The sequence below is a fragment of the Aeromonas sp. FDAARGOS 1410 genome (assembly GCF_019048745.1).
Lineage (GTDB): Bacteria > Pseudomonadota > Gammaproteobacteria > Enterobacterales > Aeromonadaceae > Aeromonas > Aeromonas jandaei.
Genome location: NZ_CP077401.1, coordinates 1,894,864 through 1,921,239, shown reverse-complemented (window position 1 = coordinate 1,921,239; position 26,376 = coordinate 1,894,864). Strand labels below are relative to the sequence as shown.

At 42.9% G+C, this 26,376-nt stretch carries 20 protein-coding genes and 2 pseudogenes; 10 read left to right on the top strand and 12 right to left on the bottom strand.

All coding sequences use genetic code 11. From position 1 onward, the window contains the following. Positions 1 to 417 precede the first annotated feature (417 nt). The 3 genes from I6L40_RS09175 to I6L40_RS09165 all read left to right on the top strand — a co-directional run bounded on the left by I6L40_RS09175 (position 418) and on the right by I6L40_RS09165 (position 5,571). Complete coding sequence (locus tag I6L40_RS09175) at positions 418 to 2,667, top strand: hypothetical protein (protein WP_139459913.1); 2,250 nt, start codon at positions 418 to 420, stop codon at positions 2,665 to 2,667. Between the two features lie 382 nt (positions 2,668 to 3,049). Next, positions 3,050 to 4,360, top strand: coding sequence for a hypothetical protein (locus I6L40_RS09170; protein ID WP_216995323.1), 1,311 nt, complete (start codon positions 3,050 to 3,052; stop codon positions 4,358 to 4,360). A 350-nt stretch (positions 4,361 to 4,710) separates the two neighbouring features. Next, entirely contained in the window at positions 4,711 to 5,571 is an 861-nt protein-coding gene (locus I6L40_RS09165; protein ID WP_156854057.1) for a TIGR02285 family protein, read from the top strand. A gap of 139 nt (positions 5,572 to 5,710) precedes the next feature. On the opposite strand, the gene I6L40_RS09160 is transcribed toward I6L40_RS09165, so the two are convergent. The 4 genes from I6L40_RS09160 to norV form a co-directional block, all read right to left on the bottom strand. Further along, on the bottom strand, positions 5,711 to 6,928 hold the full coding sequence (locus I6L40_RS09160; protein ID WP_164537383.1) for a 4Fe-4S binding protein: 1,218 nt from the start codon (positions 6,926 to 6,928) through the stop codon (positions 5,711 to 5,713). A gap of 108 nt (positions 6,929 to 7,036) precedes the next feature. Next, positions 7,037 to 7,378, bottom strand: a complete 342-nt coding sequence (locus I6L40_RS09155) for a DUF1971 domain-containing protein (RefSeq protein WP_075112420.1) — start codon at positions 7,376 to 7,378, stop codon at positions 7,037 to 7,039. A 62-nt stretch (positions 7,379 to 7,440) separates the two neighbouring features. Further along, positions 7,441 to 8,610 (bottom strand): NADH:flavorubredoxin reductase NorW, encoded by a 1,170-nt coding sequence (norW, locus tag I6L40_RS09150; RefSeq protein WP_058055684.1) that lies wholly within the window; start codon positions 8,608 to 8,610, stop codon positions 7,441 to 7,443. Further along, positions 8,607 to 10,088, bottom strand: coding sequence for an anaerobic nitric oxide reductase flavorubredoxin (gene norV / locus I6L40_RS09145; protein WP_017408675.1), 1,482 nt, complete (start codon positions 10,086 to 10,088; stop codon positions 8,607 to 8,609). Before norV ends, norW begins: the two co-directional genes overlap by 4 nt. 170 nt (positions 10,089 to 10,258) lie before the next feature. Between norV and norR the strand changes: the two genes are divergently transcribed. Continuing rightward, complete coding sequence (gene norR, locus I6L40_RS09140; protein ID WP_058053329.1) at positions 10,259 to 11,785, top strand: nitric oxide reductase transcriptional regulator NorR; 1,527 nt, start codon at positions 10,259 to 10,261, stop codon at positions 11,783 to 11,785. Between the two features lie 125 nt (positions 11,786 to 11,910). Further along, positions 11,911 to 12,573, top strand: a complete 663-nt coding sequence (locus tag I6L40_RS09135; protein WP_193860213.1) for a response regulator — start codon at positions 11,911 to 11,913, stop codon at positions 12,571 to 12,573. 113 nt (positions 12,574 to 12,686) lie between these two features. On the opposite strand, the gene I6L40_RS09130 is transcribed toward I6L40_RS09135, so the two are convergent. The 3 genes from I6L40_RS09130 to I6L40_RS09120 all read right to left on the bottom strand — a co-directional run bounded on the left by I6L40_RS09130 (position 12,687) and on the right by I6L40_RS09120 (position 15,804). Continuing rightward, a complete protein-coding gene (locus I6L40_RS09130; protein WP_156854051.1) occupies positions 12,687 to 13,646 on the bottom strand; it encodes a sensor domain-containing diguanylate cyclase in 960 nt (319 codons plus the stop codon). 257 nt (positions 13,647 to 13,903) lie between these two features. Then, the gene (locus tag I6L40_RS09125) at positions 13,904 to 14,656 is read right to left on the bottom strand and encodes a hypothetical protein (protein WP_107683372.1); all 753 of its coding nucleotides are present in this window, start codon (positions 14,654 to 14,656) and stop codon (positions 13,904 to 13,906) included. A 188-nt stretch (positions 14,657 to 14,844) separates the two neighbouring features. After that, positions 14,845 to 15,804 carry a diguanylate cyclase gene (locus I6L40_RS09120; protein ID WP_058055680.1) on the bottom strand — a complete coding sequence of 320 codons (960 nt, stop codon included), beginning with the start codon at positions 15,802 to 15,804 and terminating at the stop codon, positions 14,845 to 14,847. Between the two features lie 837 nt (positions 15,805 to 16,641). Here I6L40_RS09120 and I6L40_RS09115 point away from each other — a divergent pair. The 3 genes from I6L40_RS09115 to I6L40_RS09105 all read left to right on the top strand — a co-directional run bounded on the left by I6L40_RS09115 (position 16,642) and on the right by I6L40_RS09105 (position 19,468). Next, on the top strand, positions 16,642 to 17,682 hold the full coding sequence (locus I6L40_RS09115; RefSeq protein WP_254204092.1) for a cache domain-containing protein: 1,041 nt from the start codon (positions 16,642 to 16,644) through the stop codon (positions 17,680 to 17,682). A 67-nt stretch (positions 17,683 to 17,749) separates the two neighbouring features. Further along, a protein-coding gene (locus I6L40_RS09110; RefSeq protein ID WP_216995149.1) for an IS3 family transposase occupies positions 17,750 to 18,927 on the top strand; the annotation gives its coding sequence in 2 pieces (ribosomal slippage) (positions 17,750 to 18,008 and positions 18,008 to 18,927; 1,179 coding nt in all). Then, positions 18,872 to 19,468: a GGDEF domain-containing protein gene (locus I6L40_RS09105; RefSeq protein WP_216995322.1), complete on the top strand. Its 597-nt coding sequence runs from the start codon at positions 18,872 to 18,874 to the stop codon at positions 19,466 to 19,468. The genes I6L40_RS09110 and I6L40_RS09105 overlap by 56 nt, the downstream gene beginning before the upstream one ends. A 372-nt stretch (positions 19,469 to 19,840) precedes the next feature. Here I6L40_RS09105 and I6L40_RS09100 read toward each other — a convergent pair whose 3' ends face one another. Further along, a complete protein-coding gene (locus I6L40_RS09100; RefSeq protein ID WP_254204102.1) occupies positions 19,841 to 20,293 on the bottom strand; it encodes an antitoxin Xre/MbcA/ParS toxin-binding domain-containing protein in 453 nt (150 codons plus the stop codon). A 111-nt stretch (positions 20,294 to 20,404) separates the two neighbouring features. Here I6L40_RS09100 and I6L40_RS09095 point away from each other — a divergent pair, with 111 nt between their 5' ends. Together I6L40_RS09095 and I6L40_RS09090 are read left to right on the top strand one after the other, a co-directional pair. Continuing rightward, on the top strand, positions 20,405 to 20,596 hold the full coding sequence (locus I6L40_RS09095; protein WP_058059819.1) for a hypothetical protein: 192 nt from the start codon (positions 20,405 to 20,407) through the stop codon (positions 20,594 to 20,596). Positions 20,597 to 21,191: 595 nt separating this feature from the next. Continuing rightward, positions 21,192 to 21,599, top strand: coding sequence for an H-NS family nucleoid-associated regulatory protein (locus I6L40_RS09090; protein ID WP_042024860.1), 408 nt, complete (start codon positions 21,192 to 21,194; stop codon positions 21,597 to 21,599). 397 nt (positions 21,600 to 21,996) lie between these two features. Here the strand turns inward: I6L40_RS09090 and I6L40_RS09085 are convergent, their stop codons facing one another. From I6L40_RS09085 to tolC, 4 genes and pseudogenes are all read right to left on the bottom strand, one after another. Beyond that, on the bottom strand, positions 21,997 to 22,824 hold the full coding sequence (locus I6L40_RS09085; protein ID WP_254204100.1) for a Fic family protein: 828 nt from the start codon (positions 22,822 to 22,824) through the stop codon (positions 21,997 to 21,999). A gap of 114 nt (positions 22,825 to 22,938) precedes the next feature. Beyond that, positions 22,939 to 23,142: pseudogene (locus I6L40_RS21025) on the bottom strand (DUF4172 domain-containing protein); the annotation flags it as partial. A gap of 705 nt (positions 23,143 to 23,847) precedes the next feature. Next, positions 23,848 to 24,713: pseudogene (locus I6L40_RS09080) on the bottom strand (IS5 family transposase). Between the two features lie 343 nt (positions 24,714 to 25,056). After that, positions 25,057 to 26,358, bottom strand: a complete 1,302-nt coding sequence (gene tolC, locus I6L40_RS09075) for an outer membrane channel protein TolC (RefSeq protein ID WP_043146940.1) — start codon at positions 26,356 to 26,358, stop codon at positions 25,057 to 25,059. Positions 26,359 to 26,376 lie beyond the last annotated feature (18 nt).

Below are 26,376 nucleotides of genomic sequence, written 5' to 3'. Positions count from 1 at the left end.
GAAAGTCACATGCAAATCAATAACTTATTACTATATGATTTGTTGACATTTTTTTAGCTAACCATATGTTTTTATGATGCTTTTGTTTTTACAACAAAATGTCCTTCCAACTTAGCCCCTTACACCATAATTACAACAAATCAGAGAAATACAGTCATAGTTTTTCCGATTCAGGAATTAAAGAATATAGCTAAGTGTCTAATTTTAATTGATTATTCATCACTGTTGTAAACTTCATGTATTGTTGTTTAATGCTGATTGCAACCTAATCAATCTTTGCTTCATTGCCAATTTTAAAAATCATGAAATCCCTCGTAAAACTCACAAAAAACCAAAAAAGACATTGATATATAAGAAATTTCAAATAAGTCAAAAGCTATTTTGCGATAATTTTCGTTTTGGTGTGGCGATTGATGTTTGCAGCACTATAATGAACAAAAAGACCAGTTGTTGTATTTTTATGGAGTGGCAATTATGAGCATTAGGCAGTTGAGAGAACGGATCATTCAAGGCATTGAGAGTAGCGACAAAACTGAAAGTGCGCGTTATAGGCACCATCAGACAGCACTCAACATGTTACTGAAAACATCAATTGTGCAGTCCGAGGATGAGCTGGAAACTGCACTGTTAGAAAATCTCAGTGAAACAATAGAAAAGCTGAAAATGACCTTGGCACGTCAGAGCAGGAGTGATACGCGAGGCCCACTGACACGAGTGCGTCGGTTGGCAGAGTTCTACGCTCAAATAAACAACATAGATTTCAGCAAAATGACTTTTTGTGAGGCTCTGGCAGCAGCAGTTCAGAGGAAATACGGTGAGCGTCTCTGGCTCGATGAGGTCACTCCTAAGACGCAGAATAATATTAAGAAAAGCTTCATTACATACAGAGAAGTAGCACGTGAAATTATCAACGCGTCATTATCTAACTGCCCAGAGGCATGGCCAATTCTGAAAAGTAGCCCACAAGCGATTGGCAGCGCAACAAAAGTTTTGCGCGATTATATGATGGGTACATCACACCCTGCCGAGCGAGTACCTGACGTTCGCATCAATTTCATTGAAAGTTATTTCAATTTACCAAAAAACTTGTTGTTAGATAAAATTCATAGAAAAGTTGACCATCAACGCAGAGGAAAAAATCGGTCAGATCTTGATCTGTCGGCTATCAATCGCAGCACATTCATTAGCTCGTCACTGAATCCAAATCTACAGAAGGTTTATGATGAGTATTGTGAGTATAAAATAAATAAAAAACAACCAGCGATAGTAAACATTTCTGACGAGCTTAGGTCAGATCGACGCTATGAGATACGAGCAAAAGTCAATGAAAAAAACAGAAGAAACAATGAATGGACAATCAACGCGAAGGGCGAATGCGGCTCTGCTATCGCATTTAAAAGTCAGCTACTTTCATTTCAACATTTTTGTCATACTGAATTAGCTATTGATTACATGTCTGTTAGCAGTTATCACTTGACAATACCTGAGATTATGCAGGCTATGGCTGAATATTCGGAAGGACTGCAAACGGGTACAAGCCAATTCTCTAGAGTGCTAAATTTTGTAAAACGAGGGTCGGATTCGAAGGGCTACCTAAGGTTTTGTGCCGATCGTGGTAACAGAACAATCGAGGAGTTTTTTAAAGACCTAGATTTTATTATCGAGGAATATCCTAATTGGTTTAAGATGGCAGAGAAAGGCATCAACAGTCGCGGCCAAGCGGGCAAGAAAGGGAAACTGAACATTCAATTCTTACTCAACATACCTGCGTCAGATCGCCGAAATGCGGTTTATAGGGCCAGCCAGTGGTTATTCGATAAAGCAAAAGTATACAAGACCAATGCTGAGCAAAAAAATTTACTTTCGAATAACACAGACGATAAAAAACTAGAGCTGGCGCATAGAAAAAGTGCAGCATCTCAGATTGGCCGTGCGTTGCAGTATTTTAGAGCAGGACTGATACAAACAATCAGTTTTTATCAATCTCCACGCAGCGCAAACTGGACTGAATTGAAATTTTACCCTAATGCGACATCACAGAACAAAAACTATGCAAGTATAACATATCATCGTCAGCGTAACCGATTCCAACTATATATCCCATGTTTTGGTACATCGATGGTTAGTGACGATAACACAAAGTACAGATATCTTAAAAACGCAAATGCAAAAAATAGCGTGGATGTTGATGTTGAGTTACCAGAACAGCTTACCCCGCTGATCAAAGAGTATTTGAACATAAGGCGCAGCTATATTGAGTTTGATCTCATGACCTTTGCGGGCGTTCAGTCAATTGACGATATTGATATCTTTTTCCCTTGGCGTAGCATTCGACAAAGCCAAGTAAACAACGAGGAAAACCTTAAAATAAGAAGTAAATATATAGAAATATCATCAAAACTGTCAGATAATTTCATATCACTGACATATCAGGCCTATCTGATGACGATGCCTCATGATAAACAACATGGTATCAACATTCATGCGTTAAGACACCTTGTTGCAGAAACGCATCTCGAGGAACATCCTGGTGATTTTATTGGTGCAGCAGCGAAGCTCAATGATGACGTGGAGCAAATAATTAAGACCTACGGTGATAAGGATAGAGCTAAAGCGATGCGCAGAGTATCTGACAATGAAACGCTGGACTTCTCATTTACGTTATAATAAGCAGTAGAGAATATTTATACAGTTCTAGTTATCACCTGACACCGACCTAAAATCGGTGTCTTGTTTACGCTACTTTCGTGCGCCCTTCCTTTGGTATCAATATCAGAGCCTTCCACCGTACTGCATCCATCCCCCCTCCCTGATTACCAGCCCGCTCCTACGCACCCTCTAAAGCTCAATGAGCTCACCTGGGGAGTGGTCATACATCTAAATCCAATTGGAACTTGATGAAGTTCAAAGTAATTAACTGTAACTGTATGATTTTTCATAAAAATGTTGTAGTTACTCATGTAGTGAAAGCATCTAAATGAACTAAATAAAATGATGCGTTCTATTACATAATTCATTTATGGGTTGGATAGATATGGCAAGAATCCTGATGACTCGCGCCCTTGATGGCAACGGCCATATCGTTGATGTCAAAGATGTTGTGAGTGGAAAAGCATGCAATTGCACATGTATCGGTTGTCGGGGTGCTGTCTGGGCAATGAAGGGGCAAGTTAAAGCCCATTATTTCTCTCATGAGCCTAATTCAGTCGAACAGAATGCCTGTACCTGGAAGCCGGAAACGGAAATACATATCCTAGCTAAAGAGGTTTTAGCAACTGATAGGCAGTTGTTACTGCCTATTGGAACTATAAACCCAATCCATAAAAACATAGTTTTTGATGAGATGGTATGTGAGGTTTATGAAGGCAGAGTTATACCTGATGTTATTGGGTTCATCGAGGGAGAGAAGGTTCTCATCGAAATTGCAGTTACGCATTTTTGTGATCGAGGGAAAGTTAAAGAATTAAAGAGGGTGAATGCAACCTGCATTGAACTTGACCTGAGTGGATTTCGTGTGAAAGGAGAGATAATATCAAAAGAAGAGATAAGAGATTATCTAAAAAAATGCCCCAAAAAATGGGTGTCTGTAGCCCCTGTAGGCAACTTCTCCGAAATGATTTACTCCCATAATAGACAACAATTATTATCTTTACAGCATCAGTATTCATCTTTGCGTTCAAAGCATGATGCAGAGGTTAAAAGTCTTAATGCAGAATACAATGCGATAAAGAATACAAGTCAATCTGAGCTAAGTGATATGCAACGAGTCATTCAACAGTCTCGGCATGCAGAAGGCAAGGCTAATGCCATTTTAAAAAGATGGGAGAGAGTATTAAAAGAAAAAGAGTCGTCCATTATAGAGGCACAGGAAAAAATAATCCTATTGGAAGATCAATACAGAAGCTTTGAAATGGAATTGAAAGACCGTCTCTATCATATACAAGATGAAGTTGATCAAAAGCAAGACTTACTACGCGATCTTCTCAATTTAGATGAACTTAAGGCTGAGTTTTATTCACAGGTTGATGATATAAATAGAACCATTAAAGCCAAAGAGGCTCAGCTTGATGCTAATGAAGTCGAAATACGTAGGCGTTCAGCTTCCTTAGATCTAATACAGAAAAATTTAAATGATAGCCTCATCTCGCTGCAAGAACGAGAAGAGGCTCTAACAGAAAAATCAAAAGACTTGGCAAGCATCATTGATATTAAAGCAAGAGAGCTGGCTAAAGTAATGTTTGAGCAGTTGTTGAAAGAAAAATCAAATGAGATAAAAGCACTAGAGGAAAAAGAAAGGAAAGCAAAAAAAGATATTGATGATTTAAGGCGAAAATATAGTTCATATATCAAAATTCCATGATTTTCAAATACTGATTGTGTAGGTGTGGTTCTCACCTGAAAACCATTTTTTATCTAACCATTGACTGACAGCACTTGATCTCAAGAGCACGCCACATAGCGTACAAGCTCTATGGGCTCTATGGGACAGCAACAATCAAGCCTCATGCTGCCGTGTATGGCGACAAGCGGGAGAGTCCGGCGTATCAACGTTCAGCACCATCCTTGACGATACAGAAAACCAGAAATTTCTACGTTAGTAGGTTTACGAAAGCGCATACGTATGCCAATATTTTCTTGTGAAGATGTTAGTGTTGCTGACTAATCGCCGCACTATGGTTTATATCAGTATAATAGAGAGGTGAAATTGCCATGAAAAGGATTCTTCTAATACTCATCTCTTTTATTATATCTGTCGATGTAACTGCAAAAGAGACAATCCATTGGGTTCAATATGATATCCCTCCATTTTATATTAAGGATGGTAGCTATTCAGGTAGAGGTGTGGTTGATGTTACTGACGCTATGATCAGAGCTGAATTGCCCCAGTATAACCATGTGATCATATGGGCTAACATCGCCAGAATCCGGCATATGATGGAGCAAGGACAGAAAGTTGTTTGTGGAAATATGATAAAGACACCTGAAAGAGAGAAGTATCAAACATTTTCTACTTTTCATAAAACACTATCAACTGCACCACATGTAATCATACCATCCAGTGAGCTTAACACTTATAAGCAGTATATAATTGATGGAGACGGTGTTGATTTGCTTCGGTTGATTCAATCGAAGGATAAACTTGGCTATTTCATAGCATCTCGTTCTTATGGAAGTAAATTTGACCTCGCAATTAAAGATAAAACAAATAAGAGAGTTAACTACTCGCTCAATGCTCCGATGGGTAATGTCCTGGATATGCTATTAAAAGATGTAAATGGTTTTACCGTTGCATACCCAGAGGAAATTATCTATTACACAGAAAGTAAGTTTGGGTATGGCTCATCAACAGTATCTGATTTAAATAAAAAGGCTTATCTAGGGAAGTTCAAAGTTCTTCCGATAGCTGGACAGCCAAAAGAAATATCAACTTATGTTGCCGCACCGAAAACTGAGTGGGGTTATAAAGTTATATCTGATATCAATGAAGCGCTATCAAAGTTAAAATCCAATCCAGCATATATTAACGAAGGCTATATGTGGCGTGACTTACCTAACCATGATATGCGTTAGGTATATAGTGATTCTATCCATTGAATACATATACCCTAACGCTATCTAAGTTCATATACCAACTATCACAACCTAACCTGGATACACCTTATTTCATCAATGTTGATTATTTATGCTTTTGTGAGATAAGACATCAACTCTAATGTGAAAGACTCGACAGAATATCCAATAGGTAGCGGCGTTGTTCTAATGGTGTTTTGCTTGTCCAAAAATCGAAAATCACATGAGCTAGCAATGGCATTAAGAGAAGTAAAACACACAACATTGCAAGCAGTTTCTTTGCTGAAACCTTTTTATTCGCAGTGCCAAAATGAATAGCATTAGCTTGTTTTGGGCATGCAGAGATACAAGTTAAACAGTTTGTACACTCAAGATTTCTGACTGATATAAGTTCATGAACCTGTATTCTTGATGGACATGCTCTACTGCATTTATCACAATCGTATCCCTTGCTTCGTAAACAGCTGCTGGAAGACCTGCGAATACGCAATGGTGTCAGAATCCCCAGCAAGGAAAGCCATCCACCATAAGGGCATAGGTATCTACAGAAACCTTGCTTGAAAAACATCGTGACACTTAATACCCAGACAACAAAAATACCTGATATGAAGTTCAAGTTGAAAAAGAAGGCTCCCATTTTCATGTCAGCAGCTTGGTGATACTGACTCATCAAGTACCCTGGCAGTGCAACATTTGGAACAGCAAGAATAACTATGAACATCAGAAATGATAGAACTAGAAATTTCTGAGACTTGAGCAGTAGGTCTAACCATTTTGGCGGAGTCCACTCACCAGGTAGCAGCAAATTTCGAAAATGATGCAGCCATTCACCGACAACCCCAAGAGGGCAAAACCATGAGCAAAAGGCACGACCTAAAATGAGTCCAGATAAGGAAATAACCAAGACTGTGATTGTTGCCGCTGGGTGGTGGTAATCAGTAATGCCCAAACTCAACAACGCTCGCAAGCCAAGACCGCCCGCTATAGGTAGAAAGCCATCTACGATATCAGGTCTAGACAGCCAAGGTAGGTCACCCTGGTGGAGTTGAAAAATATAAACACCATACTGTATTGTTACAAACCCCCACGATATAACTAAGAAATATCTAACTAAACTACGAAGTTGTTGATCTCTTGAATCATAAAATACGGATATTAATTTATATCTATAAAGCATGCCAATAGCGACAGCAAGTACGATTAAACTACTTAGTGGTGGCTTGGCTGCTACCGTCAACCATACAGCAGCGGTTAGCATCAGGAATGGCAGCCAAGACCAACCTGAACGCTCATGCCACTGGAACAACAACAGATACACCAAGCCACTCAGCATGGTTATGGTTTCAATCCCACTCATCTAGCCAACCCCCATCGAAAAAACAGCCAATCATAAACAACATTCCAGTTGTTTATTTTGATCTGGATGGGTAGTTAGCCTTGTTTGTGGCGATGACCAGATTGTAATTTATTCTCTCGTCTTAATGAGCGGGGTATCTGAGCTTACGTTTTCAGCCCAAAAGTGGATATTGAATCTAGCATCTTCAGATAGTTCAACCCTGTGCCAATACTGAGGTGGGCTGGTTGCAAACTCTCCGGCTCGGATTACAAGCGTAATTTCAGGAGTCTCCGCTGTTTCATCAGCAAAACCGTAATATGTTACCGTCCCCTCCATTACACATAACTGACCGAATACGCCAGCAGCTGTATTGTGATGGGTTAATAGAGCCTGTGGTACGTTTTCATTTGTAAAGAATGGGGTTGAACGGCGAACAACCCAATGAGCTGGTATACTATGCAGTAGCGACATGTTTTATCCTTAATAATCTATGAAATTAAGTAAGGCTGAGCATATGCTCAGCCAGCAATTATTCATCTAGAAAGAAGGCGTAGAAGTGGGAATGCAGCTCCCATTTGGTCTCCACCTACGACAAAGCCGCACATTTCACCATCCTCGCTGCGAGCTTCTGCGACCATTCCATTTTTATTCCATCTAAACTGCCATGAAAGGTCTGTACCTTTTGTTCTACCAGCTAACTGCAAAGGATATTGAAGTGTTTTTACCTTCACTAGCATTGGAGGAAGCGTTAGTGGTGTTGGCTTACCAATCAGAGTTTTAGATAATGCATTGGCACCGAGAACAATTGGCTGCAAAAAGGGGCGTAATTCACCTTTCCACTCAACGCAATCACCAAGCGCATAAATGTGCTCACTCGATGTTCTCAGGTATTCATCCACTACAATTCCACGCCTTACAGCCAGTCCCGCATTCATCGCTAAGGATAGATTCGGTTGTAGACCTATAGCTGAAATGACAAGATCCTGTTCACTGAAACTGCTGTCAGTGAGCTCTATCGTAAAGGATTCGTTGGCATCTCCTCTTTGTATCGACTTGATACCTCGACCAAGTTTTAGGTCAACCCCCTGCTCCCGTAAGGCTTGCAGTAACGGTTGACTCAATGCAGCTGGCATTAATGTACTTAGGGGGCTGTCCGCCAGATCTACAAGCGTCACAATTCGGTCTTGGCCCACCATATCCATAGCCAACTCACAGCCGATCAAACCTGCTCCGAGTACCATAATGCGTTTTGCATTCTTAATTAATTGTTCGGCATTGGCATAATCATTTTGGCTATTGAGGGTTACCATTTTATCCGAGTTGGGAACGGGAGGCAGTATAGAACTGGCCCCAGTTGCCAGCACTAGCTGGCCATAAGAAAAATCGCCATTATTTGTGTGTACCATTTTGTTATTCGGACTAATGCTATGCACAATCGTATTAGGTGACAGAATGATACGTTGCTGCTCAGCAAATTGAGCCCCCGTCAACTTTGTCATTGCGCTGGCGGTGTAACCACGACTGACCACATGACTCAAGTCCGGTTTGTTATATTCATTGCCATTATCAGCGGTAATAAGACGGATCGGTCTTTCACCATCTAATTTACGCAAGCTTTTTACCAACTGCTGAGCGGCAAAGCCGCTACCGATGATGACTATATCCTGGCTGGAACCAGCATAATGCTCATTTAATGCGCTCATACACATGCCTCCACTGCGCATGGTTCGAATACCTCCTTGCCGATGCCGCAGCCAGGGCAAAGGAAACTCTCCGGTACAAGGCTCCAGGGAGTGCCAACCGCAACCAATTGATCCGGTTCACCTAAGGCGGGGTCATAAACCCACTGGCAGACTGTGCAAAGCATTGCTTGCTCATCGTCTACTCCGGCTACAACTGACTGGGTGGTCTCCTCTACAGGGGAGATATCAACAGTGAATGGCACTTGATGGGCTGCTTTTTCTGGGCGAGGCACCTCAATAGGATGTAACGCCCATTGACGAGCGAGCTGGCGTCCATGCTCTCGGCACTCTGCCAGTGCAGAACCATCTGGTCGCCATTTGGCTTTCAGAGAAATGCTGATATCAAAGCCTGCATCCATCAATCGGGTCTGGATACGATCTACTGCACCACCAGTCCAGCCGTAACTGCCGAATGCAGAAGCACGCTTGTTTCTAAAGCGCAGGCCAGTTATCTCCTCCAGCATGCCTGCCACCTTAGGCATCATGACGTTGTTCATTGTGGATGAGCCCACGAGTATTCCCTTGGAGCGGAACACTTGTGTCAGGATCTCGTTCTTATCGTGGCGGGCTACGTTGTAGATCTTGACTGCGACCCCAGGGTCAACTTCGTGAATACCCTGTGCGATGGCATCGGCCATCATACGGGTGTTGTTTGACATCGAGTCATAGAACAGGGTGATACGATCTTCTTGGTAGTGGTCTGCCCACTCCAGATACTTGAGAATAATTTGGGTCGGATCCTCACGCCAGACAATACCGTGGGAGGTTGCCACCATGCTTACTGGCAGGTTGAATCCAAGCACCTCTTTGATTTTAGCTGTCACAAGTGGGCTGAATGGGGTGAGGATATTTGCGTAGTACCGTTGGCACTGCTCCATCAATTCGGTTTGATCTACTTCGTCATTGAACAGATGCTCATCACAATAGTGTTGACCGAAGGCATCGTTAGAAAACAACACTGCGTCCTCAGTCATGTAGGTCATCATGCTGTCGGGCCAGTGCAGCATAGGTGTTTCAATGAACACCAGCTGCTTGCCATTACCGATGTCGAGACTGTCGCCTGTTTTGACTGGATGGAAGTTCCATTCAGGATGATGATGGTGTCCCGTGATTGAGTCGATAGCGTTGTGAGTGCAGTAAATCGGAGTGCCTGGGATACGAGCCATCAATTCGGTCAGTGCCCCTGCGTGATCTTCCTCAGCATGGTTGATCACTACATAATCGATAAGGTTAAGGTCGATCTCTGCTGCAAGGTTTTGAACGAACTCTCGGCTGAACTTATGATCGACTGTATCAATCAGCACGTTCTTCCCTTCACGGATGAGATAGCTGTTGTAGCTCGTCCCCTTGTTTGTCTTGTACTCAGTACCATGAAAATCTCGAACTTCCCAGTCCCGTTGGCCGACCCAGTGAATGTTGTTTTTGACATGAATGGTCATCTGGCAATTCCTCAGTATGTAATAGTTGGTATTTCTTGATATCAACTATTGCAGCTAACATGCCAACCCATAACTTATTGTTTTTATGAGATTTAATTTATTGATTTGTTAAAATGACATAGCGTTGATATTGTTTAAATGACAGCATTAATGTCATTTGGACACTAACGATGATTTCGACAGACAGTTTGGCTCGTATTGCTATAGACATACAGCTGGGGATTTCACATCAAGACAGATTCCACCGCCTTATCCAGAGTATTCGCAGCCTACTGAACTCAGATGCGTCAGCCTTGCTACGGTACGAAGGAGGCCAGTTCATCCCGCTCGCCATCGATGGCTTAATGCAGGACGTATTAGGACGCCGTTTCGCCATCAAGGAGCACCCACGCATGGAGGCAATTGCTCGTGCTGGTGACGTAGTACGCTTTCCGGCAGATAGTAACTTGCCAGACCCCTATGATGGCTTGATCCCTGATCATGCAGAATTTAAGGTGCATGCTTGTGTTGGTTTACCTTTGTTCTCCGATCAAGTCTTGATTGGTGCATTGACCATCGATGGAATGAATCCTGCCCAGTTTGATGACATTAGCGATGAAGAGTTGCGTTTAGTTGGTGCGCTAGCGGCAGCGGCGTTAAGTAACTCATTACTACTAGAGCGTTTAGCTCGCCAGAGCAGTGAGCCATTAATACCTTCAACACCAACAGGTGCAGATAGATTCGAGATAATCGGGCATTCTCGGGCGATGCAGCAGCTAAAGCATGAAGTAGATATAGTTGCTAATACTGATTTAAACGTCCTAATTTTGGGCGAAACGGGTGTAGGTAAGGAGTTAATAGCAAAAGCTGTACATCTTGGCTCGCCACGGGCAGATCGCAAATTGGTATATCTCAATTGCGCAGCTCTACCGGAATCCGTAGCAGAGAGTGAACTATTTGGACATGTGAAGGGAGCGTTTACAGGCGCTATTCATAACCGTGCGGGTAAATTTGAACTAGCGGATAAGGGCACATTGTTCCTGGATGAAATTGGTGAATTATCCTTATCATTGCAGGCAAAATTGCTACGTGTCATTCAATATGGAGACTTGCAGCGGATTGGTGATGACACTCCACTAAAAGTCAATGTACGTGTGCTTGCTGCAACGAATCGAGACTTGAAGAAAGCGGTCATCGATGGCGAGTTTCGAGCAGACCTCTATCATCGCCTGAGTGTTTTCCCTATACATGTACCAGCCTTGAGAGACAGAGAGGATGATATCTCCTTGCTGGCTGGTTACTTTTGCGAGTGCTGTCGAGTGAGTATGGGGTTAGAGCAACTGCGGATCCAACCTCAAGCACTGCATCTTTTGAAGGGCTATGACTGGCCTGGTAATGTGCGCGAACTGGAGCATGCCATTCATCGTGGTGCCGTATTGGCTAGAGCAGAGCAACGAAGTCCGGTTCTGACGCTTGCAACCCATCATTTCAGTATAGCTATACCACCAATGCCTCAATCTGGCATAAGTCCTACCGAAAATATGGATGACTTCGCTAGTAACCAAATGGGTTTGAGAGCATCAACTGATGCATTTCAGTCTGCGTTAATTAAAAAGGTACTAGCAGATCATAATGATAATTGGGCTGCAACAGCACGAGCCTTAGACATTGATTGTGGTAACTTACATCGTCTAGCCAAACGACTGGGGTTAAAATGATAAAGATACATAGCTATGGGCCATTATAGAGTTGCATCCTGCATATTGGTTAACGTGTTGATTTATAGTGTTTTTTATGCACGTATGGTGTAATGTGACGCTAGCATGGTATTGAGAATGTAGTTATGGATAACAAAGTTTCAATCGAAGAAATGCAAGCATTAAAAGTATTGCTTGTAGATGACCACGCTATATTGCGGGCAGGAGTCAAAGCTACACTCTCAACAGATCACCTTATGAAGGTAATTGCAGAGGCTGGCAATGGTAAAGAAGGATTAGATCTGGCAGTAGAATATGAACCAGATTTAATATTGCTTGACCTTCAAATGCCAGTGCTTAATGGATTAGAAACGCTGAAGAGAATAAGAGCAAAGAAAATAAAAAGCAAGGTCGTTATCTTCACCGAGTCAGATTTGGAAATTGATGTTGTAGAAGCGTTTAGGTTCGGAGCCAATGGATATCTTTCAAAAGATATTGAACCGCTTGATTTAATCAGCTGCATTAAGAGTATATGTGCAGATGCATCAGTTGAAAGCCCTCAGCCAAAAAATAAACCCATGTTAAGTTTATCATCAGAAATAAATGTTGGCATTATCGAATCATTAAGCCATAGGGAAATTGATGTAGTAAAGCTTCTTGCTGAGGGCCACTCGAATAAAGTTATATCCAAACTTTTATTCATATCACCAGGGACTGTAAAAATACATGTGAAAAATATTTTAAGAAAACTTAATCTAAAATCAAGAGTCGCCGTCACTATATGGGCGCACAACAGAACTATTAAGTAGATTTAATAATCTGAATGAGCACAGATAAAAAAGTTCATGTTGCTCTTATCATTGTAACTCATTAATCTCCTGCTGAGAACACATAATTAATTTACCCATGGCTAGCATCTAATTTATCCATCTTGCTTGCAACGATACATTTCGTCATCTGCTAATCGAAGTAACATGTTTAGATCTGGTGGGGTCGTGGGATTATAGCTCACTATACCTACTGAGCAAGATAGGGTGTAGGCTTTTCCGCTGTGTAAGTTGAATTCATCAAATGAGATATTTATCCTACTACGCATATATTGTAAATACTCATTGTTTGTCTCAGGAACTAAAACTACATATTCATCACCACCTAATCTTGCACAAATATCAGAGTTTCTAAAAACCATATTTATTAGTCTGGCAGCTTGGCACAATGCATCATCTCCCACATCATGACCAAAGCGATCGTTTATCGATTTAAAATTATTCAAATCGATAAACAATAATGAAAGACTTCTCTTTGTTCTAAATGCATGCTGCAAATATTTCTCAGCTAAAAGAATAAACCCTCGTCTATTAGTGATCCCAGTAAGTTCATCTATTGTAGCCATTTGTACAGCACGTAACTCGCTCTCAACTGTAGATGCTAAGTCAGTAAATAAAAGTCTCTCTTTGTCACCAAAAACCCTTGGCTTCCGATCTATAATGCACAAGGAACCAATGTGCAGTCCATTCGTTATGACTAATGAGTGTCCAGCATAGAAGCGAATATATGGCTCCCCAATAACCATCGGATTCTCAGCATATAGGGGATCTTGAGTTGTATCCTCTATAACAAGCATGCTCTTTGTGAGAAACCCTTTTTTACAAAAGGAGATATTCGGAAGTGGTTCATGCATGTTTAGACCATAACAAGGTTTAGCCCATCCATGCTCATTATCTTCAAAGGATATTAGGGCAATAGGCACGTCAAAAATATTACGAGCCATCCTTGTTATACGAATGAAACGTTCCTCTGTAGGGGAATCAAGTGCTTGAAGACGGCGTAACGCATCTAGGCGTAGAAAGTCGGGCTCTGAGGTTTCATGAAGAGGTTGCATCCTTGCTTCCTTTTTTCATATCGGTTTTAAACGCGAATAGTATGGCATTCTTTGAGATGCAACAGAATGGAATGTAGCATTACATATGACGGATTTTAGTTGTAGTGTGATCGTTAACACATTAGCTTCTCGCATGGGATTCAACTCGACAGGAGACCAAGCCAGCATCACATCATGAGCGGCCTCAATGGAAGCCTTGCGGCTAAGGGGAGACCATGGAGGATGATATTACAATGCGCGGCAAAAAATATTTCTAGTTAATCATGGTAGCAATATTTATCTTTCAACTGTTCAATCTTATTTTCCACTTTCATCATGTTTAGCGTAGAGGCTAATCTTTGTGCTAGCGTAAAATGCCTATTATTAAGATAGGCATAGCCTTCTAATTTATCTACAACGCCAGCCGAATGTACTTTTTCGTATTCTGGTGAGCTTTCAAGTAGGTCTTTTTTGTTTTTATCAAATACAAGGGTTTGCTCAATAAATATATCTGTACGCCCTTTTATCAGTTTTTTCAATCCCTGTTCTGTCGTATTCACATCAGTAAGTAAAGATGGTTTAATCAACTTTGAGAGAACCTCTCCTGCGCGCTTAGAACCTCTTCTAAACTCAATCTTTAAACCATCTTTGTTTAAGTCATCCCAAGAATTAAATTCTAACTTTTTATCATATACATATGCCTCGATAGTCACATAAAAATGTGACTCGTTCACTCTAATCATATTTTTTGTTTGTTGCTGATATTCTAATGGTCGATGTATCTCTCCATCGACACTTCCATTCTCAGCCAGAATTGGGGCTCGTCCACCAGGAACGCCACGATAAATTAGTTTATATCCTAGTCTGGAGAATGCCTCGCTGTAAATATTATGAAGCCAACATCCATACCTTGATTTGAAGGTGTCATCTGAACTCACCAAAACTATAGTGTTTTCAACAGCACTTACACCTAGCGAGAATATAATGAAAAAAATATAAAATATGTTTTTTATAAGGTTTTGTGAAAACATATAGATCTCACATTGACATATCATACGCTCAATATAGCTCAAAATTAAACTTTCTTCATTTTTAAATGAAAAATATATGATGACTACTGGATTGCTTTGTAATATTTACATATTTAACTTTAAAGATTACTCGCACGCCCTGTATCTAGAGTTACAACGCCGAACGACATAGAATGAATCGATGCCTATTATGAACGCAGCCCTTTGCATACATACATCTCCTCATCTGCTTGCCGGAGTAGTTGATCTAAATCAGGTGGAATACTAGCATCGTAAATAACAATTCCTAAGGAGCATGACAACTGGTATGGCTTACCACTATGACTATTGAAGTCATCTATTGCATGATTCAGCCGCTCTTTAATTCTCTGACAATGTTCACTACCAGTGCCAGGTAAAAGGACAACGAATTCATCCCCACCAAGGCGAGCGAATATATCAGCATCGCGGAATACTCGGCATAACAACTCGGCAATATGTCGCAACGCGTCATCGCCAATGTCATGACCAAACTTATCGTTAATTAGTTTGAAGTGATTTAGATCTAAAAAAAGTAAGGCCGCTGGGTGTTTTACACGAAATGCATATTTCAAACTTTTTTCGGCGAGCAGCATGAATCCTCTACGGTTAGTTATCCCCGTCAATTCATCTATGGTTGCTCTCTGAACGGCTTGTAACTCACTCTCAACCATGGATGCCAAATCAGCTAACAGCGCTTGGTCTCGTGGGCTAAAACCCCTGGGTTTAGAGTCTATGATGCACAATGTACCCAGCTTCAAACCGTTCCCAACTTCTAGTGGATGGCCTGCATAGAAGCGAATGTGTGGTTCCCCCGTGACTAAGGGGTTGTCAGAAAATCGTGGATCTTGGGCCGCGTCTTCAACTACAAACAGTTCTTCACCGAGAATTGCATGACCACAAAAAGAAATGTCTCGCGGTGTCTCCAATACCGGCAACCCACAACATGACTTGAACCACTGTCTGTTTTCATCCACCAATGAAACCAATGCGATGGGCACATCAAACATGTTGCGAGCCATCCTGGTAATCCGGTCAAAACGCTCCTCTGCGGGGCTATCAAGTATCGCTAAACGGCGCAATGCGTCTAAGCGAAGCGGTTCGTTATCCGGTACTACAGGGCTTTGCATCAACATCTCCTTGTTGTGTGGGCACTGTACGCTGCCAACATATACTGTGCATCTGTAGATCTGATGTACTGACAGTATATTACAGTAGGTAGACCTATGATTTCGAGCCATCTCATCTTTGATGACAGGAGCAGTGTTTGCACTCTTGGTAGCGTGGTTGTCGCTCGCTCGACAAACAAGAGCTCGCCTAGAATCCCCCTAGTTTTATTCGACCATCCTAGCAAAAAGCCATTCCGCAGTTAACTTGTTTGTCATTAATGAACTAACCTCATATCATCAAGTCTCCCAGTTTTTGCATCTGGATGTTTCACGATGGTCAGAGTCATTTTTCAAGCCAAGGTACATACCTCCGTTGACTCAGGCGGGTGGGTCGAAGTCCCACATTTATGCTTGCAACACTGCGTTATAGAGGACTTTAAGGCTCACCCTCGCTGGAGAAGATCCATCTCATCTTTAGAGCTGGATGAGATTCTCGAACAGCACACCACTAGGTTGTTTGGGGAGGCCAGGCGATTAGATCTGAACACTGTGCCTGAAGGTGTCTCTGTAGATGTGTTCGGGGCTTTGGCTATTGTTACTATAAATTTGATGCAGTGTGACACATACCATTGAAAATATAATATATTCAGACACTTATGACTTTAAAGCTCAGGCCATCGTCTTCATCGTAGACAAACCTTAACGTTCAGATTGTATGAACGGTAGTAAGTAGTTATCGAGCAAGTCGTCCTGAGGGGGCTCGTTCAGGTTCGAGGAGGGTGATCACAATGATGGGCTCATTTAAAGCTTTCTGGTATGGTTAGCCCATCAGATTTTTTCAGACAGGATGTCTGTGTAATGAGTGATAAAACCCAGTGGAAAACATGGTCATTGATTTCCCGCATGCGTCTTGGGTTAGTTCTGCTTTTCGTCCCCATATTAATTCTCGGGGCCATTTATTACTATCATATGACCGTCACTCTGCAACGTGATTTACAGCAACAGTTAGTATCCAAGAATGATCAACTTCATAATGTTTTGATTAAGCCATATCTTGATACCCTCACAACACAGTTTGAGCTTATCTATCGCAAGGTTGATTATAAAGACTTTATAAATAATAAGATCACGCATCAATCTGAATACTTACACGACTGGCGGCGTTATCAGGAAACTGCTGGGCTACAATACATCTATGTTGGCACAGAGCATCGACAATTGCTTGTTCATCCTGAATGGCAACCAGACTCAAATTTTAACCCACGCATAAGGCCATGGTATCAACTTGCCGTTAAAAATAAAGGCAAGATGGTTTGGACTGAACCATATTATGACTACATTTACGGAACGCTATCCCTCTCATTAGCTAAAACAATTGAAGACCCGACAGGGAAGTTAGTTGGTGTCTTTTCAATTGATACATTACTTCAACCTATATCAAAGTGGCTTAATTATAAGCAAGATGCTGGGTATCAGATGTTGGTGAATGGGGCTGGTAAGATGCTAGTTCATCCTGATAAAGAACTAATGTTTACTCCCATGAAAGATATGACCTGGCTTTCAAAGTTCACAAAAGAAAAAGGCGTATTCCATGATAAAGAATCTGGGATGTTTGTGGCATATAACAAAGTCGATGGTCAAGACTGGATCTTGGTTAGTGTTGTTCCAGAATCTACATTACAAGGTGTCATTGAGAGTGTGTCGCTTAATGTTCAAGGTGTCATCGCGCTAACATGCATCCTTTATTTGTTACTCGCATTGTCATGGTCTCGTTATTTTCAACGCATGCTCAATGAGCTATACAATGTTATAAGGTCAAGTCGTAACAATTCATTAAAATCACCTAAGAATAGAATGGTTGAGTTATCACATGTGTATGACGAAGTGGCAAAATTGTAGTGGCATAGTGAATTTGGCCACCTGATTAGAGGTGATACTCTCACCTCATACACTGACAGGTGGCATGATGACGCAATCAAAAAGACGTACTTTTACTCCTCAGTTCAAACTCGAGTGCGCGCAGCTCGTCCTAGACCAGGGATACGCCATTCGCGCTGCCTGCGAAGCGATGGGCGTTAGCAAATCAGCCATGGAACTATGGGTGCGTCAATTACGTTCCGAGCGGGCTGGGAATTCTCCCAAGGCGACACCTCTGACTCCAGAACAACTTCGGATCCGTGAGCTAGAAAAGCGCTTACGTCGCTTGGAAGAGGAAAATACCATTCTAAAAAAGGCTACTGCTCTCTTGATGTCCGACTCCCTGAACAGTTCTCGCTAGTCGAGAAACTCAAGCAGAGCCATGCAGTTGCCCGTGTTTGCGAGGTGTTCGGGATCCACCGCAGCAGTTATAAATATTGGGCTGGCAGGGTAACGACCATTTCTCCCCAGCTTGTCGAACTGCGCAGCGAAATACGCCGTGCGTATGAACTCAGCAATGGGTCTGCTGGCGCACGCACGATAGCGGGGATCGTGACTGAGAGGGGATGGCCTCTCAGTCGTTATCGAGCAAGTAAGCTAATGAAAGTATTGGAATTAGTGAGTCGCCAGCAACCACAGCACAAGTACCGTAAGGCACAGCAAGAGCATGTCACTATCCCTAATTTACTGGAACGACAGTTTGCCGTGACGGCCCCCAATCAGGTGTGGTGCGGCGATGTGACGTACATCTGGACTGGCCAACGCTGGGGCTATCTGGCGGTAGTAATGGATTTGTTTGCCAGGAAACCGATTGGATGGTCGTTCTCGCTCGCACCTGATAGTGAGTTGACGATGAAGGCCCTGACCATGGCCTATGAGCAACGGGGACAACCACAGGGGGTGATGTTCCACTCTGATCAGGGCAGCCATTACAGCAGTCGTCGATATCAACAACTGTTATGGCGGTATCGGATAAAACCGAGCATGAGTCGACGAGGTAATTGCTGGGATAACGCGCCGATGGAGCGGCTATTTCGTAGTTTGAAAAGTGAATGGGTTCCTGAACATGGCTACAAAAAAGTGGTCGATGCCAGGGAGAGTATCAGTGAGTATTTGATGGGCTATTACAGCAACATTCGTCCCCATCACTACAACGGTGGTTTGACACCAAATGAATCCGAGCGGCAGTATTGGGCTGCTTATAAAACCGTGGCCAGTTTTACTTGACCACTACAAATCGACACATGAATTATCAGAAGCTCGCTTACAGGCTAATGTTGACCAACTGACAGGTTTATACAACCGTAGATTTTTTGACATAAAGCTTTCTCAGCTATTAAAAAAGCAAGAGCCATTTTATTTAGCACTGTTAGATTTAGATGACTTTAAAAAAGTGAACGATACGTTCGGACACCAAACTGGTGACTCTGTATTAAAAAGAGTAGCGAAACTTGGCAATTCAATTTTTTATGAGCATGGCTGGTTCTGTCGATATGGTGGAGAAGAATTAGCTGTATTGTTTGAAGTGGGCTCTGGGAACTTGGCGATATCTTTACTGGAGGCATTAAGGCATGGTGTTGAGCATCTGGACTGGCGTGAAGATGCTCTTCGAGTAACACTCAGTGGTGGGGTTGCTGTTAGTAAAAAAGATATTAGTGCAAAAGAGCTTATAAATGCAGCTGACATTCAGGTTTACAACGCTAAACGCGATGGTAAGAATCGAATTTACGAGTGCATATCAATAACTACTCTTCATGACACCATGTAGCGTGAATCCCATATGATTGATATATATGCAAGAAATAAATTGAAGTTTTACTATTCAGTGCCTTAGGCACTAATTTAACCAGTTATTGTAAGGGTATCTCCTTCGATAGAATTCGTTATTAGATTGTTATGACCTTCAATTATGAGTGTTTATTGATGAAATAATAGCCGTGGGTGTACAAAACTGGTTTATCTTCGCTGCGTAGCAGCGGAATAATGGTGAGCGGCTTAAATTTCATTGAAGCTCTCATAATTAGTAAATGGACAGTTTTCCGAATTTTTCAAGTGGGGTAAATGAAATAAATTTCAAAAAATGATGAGATTGGTTGTTTTTGAAGCATTCTGTGGGGATTCGCCTATCAGAACCCTCGATTTAGTTGCACACCCCATGCTGAATCCGTCCCACCAAATTCACAACAGCCTGAACCCCCATCGGTGTATTCAGCAATGTGGCTGGAGCCACGCCACCGAGGCCCCAGGCTGGTCTGTTTAGCCATGACAACGCCTTGGCAGTATCGTTCTTGTTGAGGGATAGTGCCGCATTGAGGGCCTGTACAACGCCGTATATCCTGGCACCCTGAGAGATTGATAGGGGAGCCCCAATCCTCAGCTTGCGAGCAACAGTGTGGCGGCTAATGCCTGCTAAGCGGCATATCAAACCTATGTCTGCACTCATCAATTCAGCCAGTCGATGAATGATGCCAGGAGCAACGCCAGCCACGATCCATAGATGTGCTCCTAGTGGGTCACGAGGAATACCAAGACCTTCTAGGAGACGGTTCGGAGTAACTGCGTCACTACTAGGATGATAGGTTGCATAGGGCATCATGTAGCACTCCTCATTGTACAAACACGACCTCTCATGAGCTATCCTACCCCAAACTGTCGTTTTGAGTGGAAAATTAACAACCAAATGCCCCTGCATTGAGGAGGGCTGATGACCGAGTTGGTCTGTACTGAACCAGGTTTAGGCATTGAGCTGGGGACTACTTTTCAGGTTCTATCGGAGAACGGCTCTGAATGGGAAATCCTGTTGGGGAATGAATACCGCAGGATCAACAAACGCAGCGGGCGCGTTACAGGTTGGAAAACACCTCCAAAATTTGAGTGCAAAGGCATCCAAAAATAACATATCAAATAAGTGCTCAATGCTGGTTATGCCAGTAATAATGTTGACTAGCGGCTTCACCTTTCATAGAATCAAGGCACAGGGAGATTCGCTACCCTAAGTGCGAAGTTGAAACAAGGGAGAGTCGCTACCCTGAGTGCGAAGTTGAAAAAATGCTGAAACCCTGCCTCGTTGCGGGGTTTTTTGCTTTCTGGAGACATGGATGTGTAGTGGCCTAGTCATCCAAGACTTCCTCTTAAGTTAAGAGGGGCGAAGTGTCTGGATCCTCAAGGGGCAAATCTAAAATTTCTTATCATCGACTCATTCTGTGAGCCAATGATATTGTCCTATCGGCTCATTTCGTGAGCCGAACAAGATCCTTCATCGGCTCATCTGGTGAGGTGGTCTCAACGCTCACTACCACTTGGATTTAATTTTTAGCTACATATTTTCATAGCAGATTGGAGCTAGGCCAATAAGTAGATCCAAACGCAATTTAGCTCAGGATTTTTAAATGATGCTTTTTCGAATCATCTTGGTGCCAAAAACAGTGGAGCTGATGCTGGGATTGAGAGATAATTTTCCTGATATAAAAATGTGATACATGAGGATAAAAATGAACGATTTTTTGAAAATACTGATGAATATTCGTAGTCTGCGAGCTGCATTGCGCGAGCTCTCTTTCGAGCAGCTGGTCGAAATCAGAGAAAAATTCGAAGAGATTTTTGCTGAGCGTGAGCAGCAAGAGAGCAAATTGAGAGAAGAGTCCGCTGAACGCCTGCAAAAACTGGCTGAGTTTACCGAGCTGCTGAAACAAGCGGGCATAGATCCGAGTGAGCTTGTTGGTACTGCAACCACTGCAAAAGCAGAGGGTACAGTAAAGAGCAAGCGCGCTCCTCGTCCTGCAAAATACAAATACACCGAAGACGGTCAGGAGAAAACCTGGACTGGCCAAGGTCGCATGCCCAAGACCATCGCAGAAGCAGTGGCTAATGGTCGTGCATTGGAAGAGTTTTTGATCTAGTGCTGAGAGCCCATGCCAGCTCGGCGTGGGCCTTTAATTCTATCTGTAGTAGGAGCACCGTATGGGGAGGACATTGGAGGATATGATTTCATCCGAATCACCCGAGGTTGTCCAGAGAGCCAAGGCTCTGGCCGAAGAGCAACTGGTACGTCTCAGTGTGACCAAACTGCTTTCAAATCTCGGGCCTGGTGATGTTCCTACAATAGATCCCGATGTTCTCGATAGTTTGTTATCACTCAAAAGATTAGTTGAGAGCCATGACTGTCGGTTAAGTCTATTCGTTCATATGCCTGACGGCACACATCATGGCGTCAACATTTAACTAAATAGCGTCATTTGTACACCAATCGCAGCTTTCATCTACCAGATGAAATTAACGCCCCATGGCGATGCTTTTTCAAACTCCCTCGGTGTGCAAGCGGATCTGATAGCGTGTATTGCGTCCGCCACCAGGTAATTTCTCAATGCACCCCCTACCCACCAATTCGGCCAGATGGCGTGTAGCCGTCGCCTTGCTGACTCCGGCGACTTTTTGATATTGGCTGGCGTTGATGCCATTTTCAAAACCTTGTTGGCCGCCATCCAATAAACGGTTAATAACCTTGGTTTGCTCTGGACTCAGACCATCATGACAGTGCTGCAACCAGAAATGTTTTTTGGCAAGAGAACGCTCAATAACCTGTAATGCCAGCTCTATGGCGTAATCCAGTGTGTCGAGGAACCAACAGATCCAGGAGGTAATATCTAGCGAGCCCCTCTGCGCTGACTCAAGCGCTCGATAGTAGTCACCCCGCAGCTCTAGAATCGCAACTGACATGGCATACAGCCGGATGCTGTGGCTGTCAGCCTGTGACAGCGCGAGATCGGTCAATGCCCGCGTGAGCCGCCCATTACCATCATCAACGGGATGCAGGGTCACGAACCAGAGATGGCAAATCGCCGCACGAAGCAGTGGATCCATCGTGGGGTCATGCCGAGTCTGGTTAAACCAGGGGATGAACTCGGCCAGTTGATCGTCCAGAGTTGCTCTGGGCGGTGCCTCAAAATGCACGGTGGGGCGATCAACACGCCCAGAGACAACCTGCATCGGCTCATCTCCTCGCAACTGCCCTACGTTCACTGGCTGCACCGACCATTCGTTGACGGGGAACAACCAACGATGCCATTGGTAAAGCCGCTCAATCGTCAACGGCTGTCCATGATTGTCGATGGCATCCAGCATCATGACCGCGAGCCCCTCTGAGCGCTCTGATACTGGATAGGACTGAGTTTGTGAGCCTCCTAACCGCCTATCCAGAGAGGAACGCACGGATTGTGCATTGAGGCGTTCGCCTTCGATAGCGGACGAGGCGATGATGTTAGCCAATAACGTGTCCAACGTTTGGTCGGGGTTCCCCAACCTGGAATGACGACCGATTAGAATTCCCTGCCTGCGTTGAACCTGCCGTAATCTGGGCAATATCTCGCTATCCCGCCAACGAAAATGGGGCCAGTCTGCTTGTTGCCAAATCCAAAATGATTCCACTATTTCCTCATCCAACATGCTAGGGTCTCAATAATGAGCCGACCCAGCCCATCATTCAGCTCAATGTTTGAGCCGAATATAACACATGCAGCAGACCAGCAGAGCTGGTAATGAGGATGGAGATACAGGCTGAAAATCTCAGACCGGAGCTGATGAAAAACTGGATTTATTGCTGCTGGGTGGAGCTACTGCAACCAGTTGATAGACAAGGCGGGAGCTCGTTTTCGTTTCGAATGGTTCTTGTGAGCTTGCAGCTTGCGCTTCATGAAGTAAATTGAAACACCTTGATAGCGAAAAACCACCAACAATCGTTTAAAAAAACAGCAATACAATGAATTTTTAACTTTTTTTCATTTGTACCACTTGAAAAATTCGAAAAACTGTCCATTTACTAATTATGAGAGCAAAAAAATTTTTTCCGACATTCCGCTGCTATGCAGCGAAGATAAACCAGTCTTTCAACCCCCTTATATCCATGCTCTTAGACGCTAAAAGCAGCTATCCCTTATATCATACTAAAAAATACTGATTTAGATCATTAACTTGAATAATAGAGCAAGGTTTACAAATCGACTTTATATACACGCAAGATGACAAAATAACCTTTACCAAAAAATACGCACACCCATATCAAAATGACAAAGTGGCAATATAAGGGGATGAAAGATGCGTTGTTTCCTAAATCAGCTATCAAGCTACGACTTCCTCAGCCCCAAGTGACTGCTACACTCGGTACTTCCTGACAGGAAGTCTAAAGATGCTCAGTTTGTTTATCTCGCGCACATACTCCATCGCCCTACCTGGCCGTTGTCGATACGCAGGCAGGTTGTGCCTGACAGCAACTGTTTGAACCGATACATTTCCGTTTATGCTAGTGAACAACGGTGATACCCAGGCATTTTCTTCCAGTGTGCGCGTCCTTCCTTGCGCATCACCAGCGCGACCTCATTTCTTGGTGCCCCTTTTTCCATGGCCCCTGTTGCAAGGCAGGATACAGGCCGTCACTCCTTTGTGCGCTATCAGCTGATGGCTGGCTTTGCTCTCATAGACAGCATCAGCATAATGCGCCGTAGTGTATTGAGCAGTGTTGGCAGCGCCTCAGCACCATGAATATTTTCCAACGACACTTCCGCTGCCACGACCTCGTGAGTCGCTAGGTCAACCGCGAGATACAACTTACGCCAGACGCAACCTTTCTCGGCACCGTGTTTTCTTACCTTCCACTCACCCTTTCCAAACACCTTCAGGCCGGTCGAGTCGATAACCAAGTCGGTGATACCCCTTTTGTGGGCTGCTGATCGATAAACTTCATTGTGCGGGCACACGGCAGCACATTCATCAGATAAAACAGGGAGTCGCATAGTCTCTGAGTGGTTCGCAGGGTAAGGCTGCAAATCCCCTTGAACATCGAAAGGTACAGGTAGTCTGGTCGGTGTATAGCTGACTGCGGCCCTATAACCCATCACAGCCATGGTGGAACCAGTTGCTTATGGCATCGGCATCAATACAGAAGATGAGTGAGACACGATTAATCAGAGACCTGCTATATTGAAGCCAATTTCAGTGATGGAATGAAGTAACTTGCCCATGATGCTGGCTGGAAGGGGATGGTGGTGATCAGATTACCGACTTCTCAGTTCGTTCCACTCAAGAAGCATCGATTTGTGAAATAAAGCGGATGAAAGAACAAATGGAGCAATTCGCACGTATAGTGCGGATTATTTAAACAATGGTCTTTATAAAACTTAAATCCACATTAAAAACTACAGCCCTATAGGTCGCTATATTTTCTGCATGAGTTTATAGCTATGCACTAATAGTAACAAGTGCTAAAAACCTTCCGAAAAAAATAAATAAGAGAAATGAATTTCCAGGTTAAATAAAAGGCATCAGTGCAAAACTGATGCCTATTGAAAAATAGATTACACACAACTACCTTAAATTAACTAAACCATTATCAATATCAATTATTTCTTTTTTACCTAAAGACCCTGAATTTAATTTCAATGTGGCAACGTTGACTATGTAACTATATCTAGAAATAGCTAACTTTGTCTTTGCATCATACAATTTTCTATTAGCATCCAATACATCAATGATAGTCCTAGTGCCAACCTCATATCCTGCCTCGGTCGCTTTTAAAGCACTTTCAGCAGAAACTACAGCTTGTTGGTATGCTCGAACGGCTCCTATGCTTGCATTAACATTGTTATATGAAGACTTAACTGCACTCATGACCGAGCGATAACTTTTCTCCAGCTGCTCACTGGCAGCAACATAGTCAAAAGAAGATTGTTTGACTTGTGATGCTGTTGCACCACCTGTATATAGTGGCAATGAAAATTTAATACCAATGTCGCCTTGATTGGAATAACCGTCCGTATTAACTGTATTATCTTTGTAGTTATTATAAGTTGAAGATAACCCCATAGTAAGATCAACTAATGGCTTATGTCCTGACTTAGATAAATCGATCTGCATCTTCGCAAGTTCTTTTTTAATCCGAGCCTGATGTAATGCCAAATTTTTTTCAATTGCTGCATCAGTCCACTTATCAATTTTCCATAAAGTTTTTTGAGGACTGAAACGCTCTGTATCAAGCTTATTAAGCTTTCTATGCTCAAGACCAGTTAACTCACGTAGAGCCTCATAGCTATTTTCAAGCGTGTTCTCTGCATAGATCTCATCGGCAAAAGACTGATCGAAGGCGGCCTCTGCCTCATGTACATCAGTAATCGCGGCCAAACCTACCTCAAAACGCTGCTGGGTTTGAGCAAGCTGCCTCTGAATTGCCTTTTTCGTTGCCTGAGAATAAATCAGCGAATCTTCAGCCTGGAGAACATTAAAATATGTCTGTATTGTACGAAGCACTAAGTTTTGATGCTCAAGAACATAAGAAACATCTGATAGTGTCGCATTCTTCGCAGCTAAATCAAGATTAATCCAATTAGCACTGTTGTAGAGAGATTGCTCTAGATTGATTGCACTATTCGTTGCGCTCCCAGTTTGCATATCCAGATTATCGTCAACATAGTTAGCACTAAGACCAAGATTTATCTTTGGTAGAAATGATGCTTGCTCTTCATTGATTTTTTCGAATGATTGGTCACGCATTGCCTTTGACTCAAGAAGTTGCGGATCCTTTTGCTTCGCCAAGTTATAAATATCTAGCAAGCCCTCCGCATGCGTGTAACTACTAAGAAGAGCGAGTATAGGTAAAAACATTTTGTTCATCATGATAGATACCAACAG

What these genes read in the sequence shown, in the direction of transcription:
- I6L40_RS09165 (WP_156854057.1), top strand. Translation starts at nt 4,711, where the DNA reads ATGAAAAGGATTCTTCTAATACTCATCTCTTTTATTATATCTGTCGAT.
- norW (WP_058055684.1), bottom strand. Translation starts at nt 8,610, where the DNA reads ATGAGCGCATTAAATGAGCATTATGCTGGTTCCAGCCAGGATATAGTC.
- I6L40_RS09090 (WP_042024860.1), top strand. Translation starts at nt 21,192, where the DNA reads ATGAACGATTTTTTGAAAATACTGATGAATATTCGTAGTCTGCGAGCT.
- I6L40_RS09100 (WP_254204102.1), bottom strand. Translation starts at nt 20,293, where the DNA reads ATGCCCTATGCAACCTATCATCCTAGTAGTGACGCAGTTACTCCGAAC.
- I6L40_RS09095 (WP_058059819.1), top strand. Translation starts at nt 20,405, where the DNA reads ATGACCGAGTTGGTCTGTACTGAACCAGGTTTAGGCATTGAGCTGGGG.
- tolC (WP_043146940.1), bottom strand. Translation starts at nt 26,358, where the DNA reads ATGAACAAAATGTTTTTACCTATACTCGCTCTTCTTAGTAGTTACACG.
- I6L40_RS09120 (WP_058055680.1), bottom strand. Translation starts at nt 15,804, where the DNA reads ATGCAAAGCCCTGTAGTACCGGATAACGAACCGCTTCGCTTAGACGCA.
- I6L40_RS09170 (WP_216995323.1), top strand. Translation starts at nt 3,050, where the DNA reads ATGACTCGCGCCCTTGATGGCAACGGCCATATCGTTGATGTCAAAGAT.
- I6L40_RS09125 (WP_107683372.1), bottom strand. Translation starts at nt 14,656, where the DNA reads ATGTTTTCACAAAACCTTATAAAAAACATATTTTATATTTTTTTCATT.
- I6L40_RS09160 (WP_164537383.1), bottom strand. Translation starts at nt 6,928, where the DNA reads ATGAGTGGGATTGAAACCATAACCATGCTGAGTGGCTTGGTGTATCTG.
- norV (WP_017408675.1), bottom strand. Translation starts at nt 10,088, where the DNA reads ATGACCATTCATGTCAAAAACAACATTCACTGGGTCGGCCAACGGGAC.
- norR (WP_058053329.1), top strand. Translation starts at nt 10,259, where the DNA reads ATGATTTCGACAGACAGTTTGGCTCGTATTGCTATAGACATACAGCTG.
- I6L40_RS09085 (WP_254204100.1), bottom strand. Translation starts at nt 22,824, where the DNA reads ATGATGCTGGATGCCATCGACAATCATGGACAGCCGTTGACGATTGAG.
- I6L40_RS09155 (WP_075112420.1), bottom strand. Translation starts at nt 7,378, where the DNA reads ATGTCGCTACTGCATAGTATACCAGCTCATTGGGTTGTTCGCCGTTCA.
- I6L40_RS09135 (WP_193860213.1), top strand. Translation starts at nt 11,911, where the DNA reads ATGGATAACAAAGTTTCAATCGAAGAAATGCAAGCATTAAAAGTATTG.
- I6L40_RS09105 (WP_216995322.1), top strand. Translation starts at nt 18,872, where the DNA reads ATGAATCCGAGCGGCAGTATTGGGCTGCTTATAAAACCGTGGCCAGTT.
- I6L40_RS09115 (WP_254204092.1), top strand. Translation starts at nt 16,642, where the DNA reads ATGAGTGATAAAACCCAGTGGAAAACATGGTCATTGATTTCCCGCATG.
- I6L40_RS09130 (WP_156854051.1), bottom strand. Translation starts at nt 13,646, where the DNA reads ATGCAACCTCTTCATGAAACCTCAGAGCCCGACTTTCTACGCCTAGAT.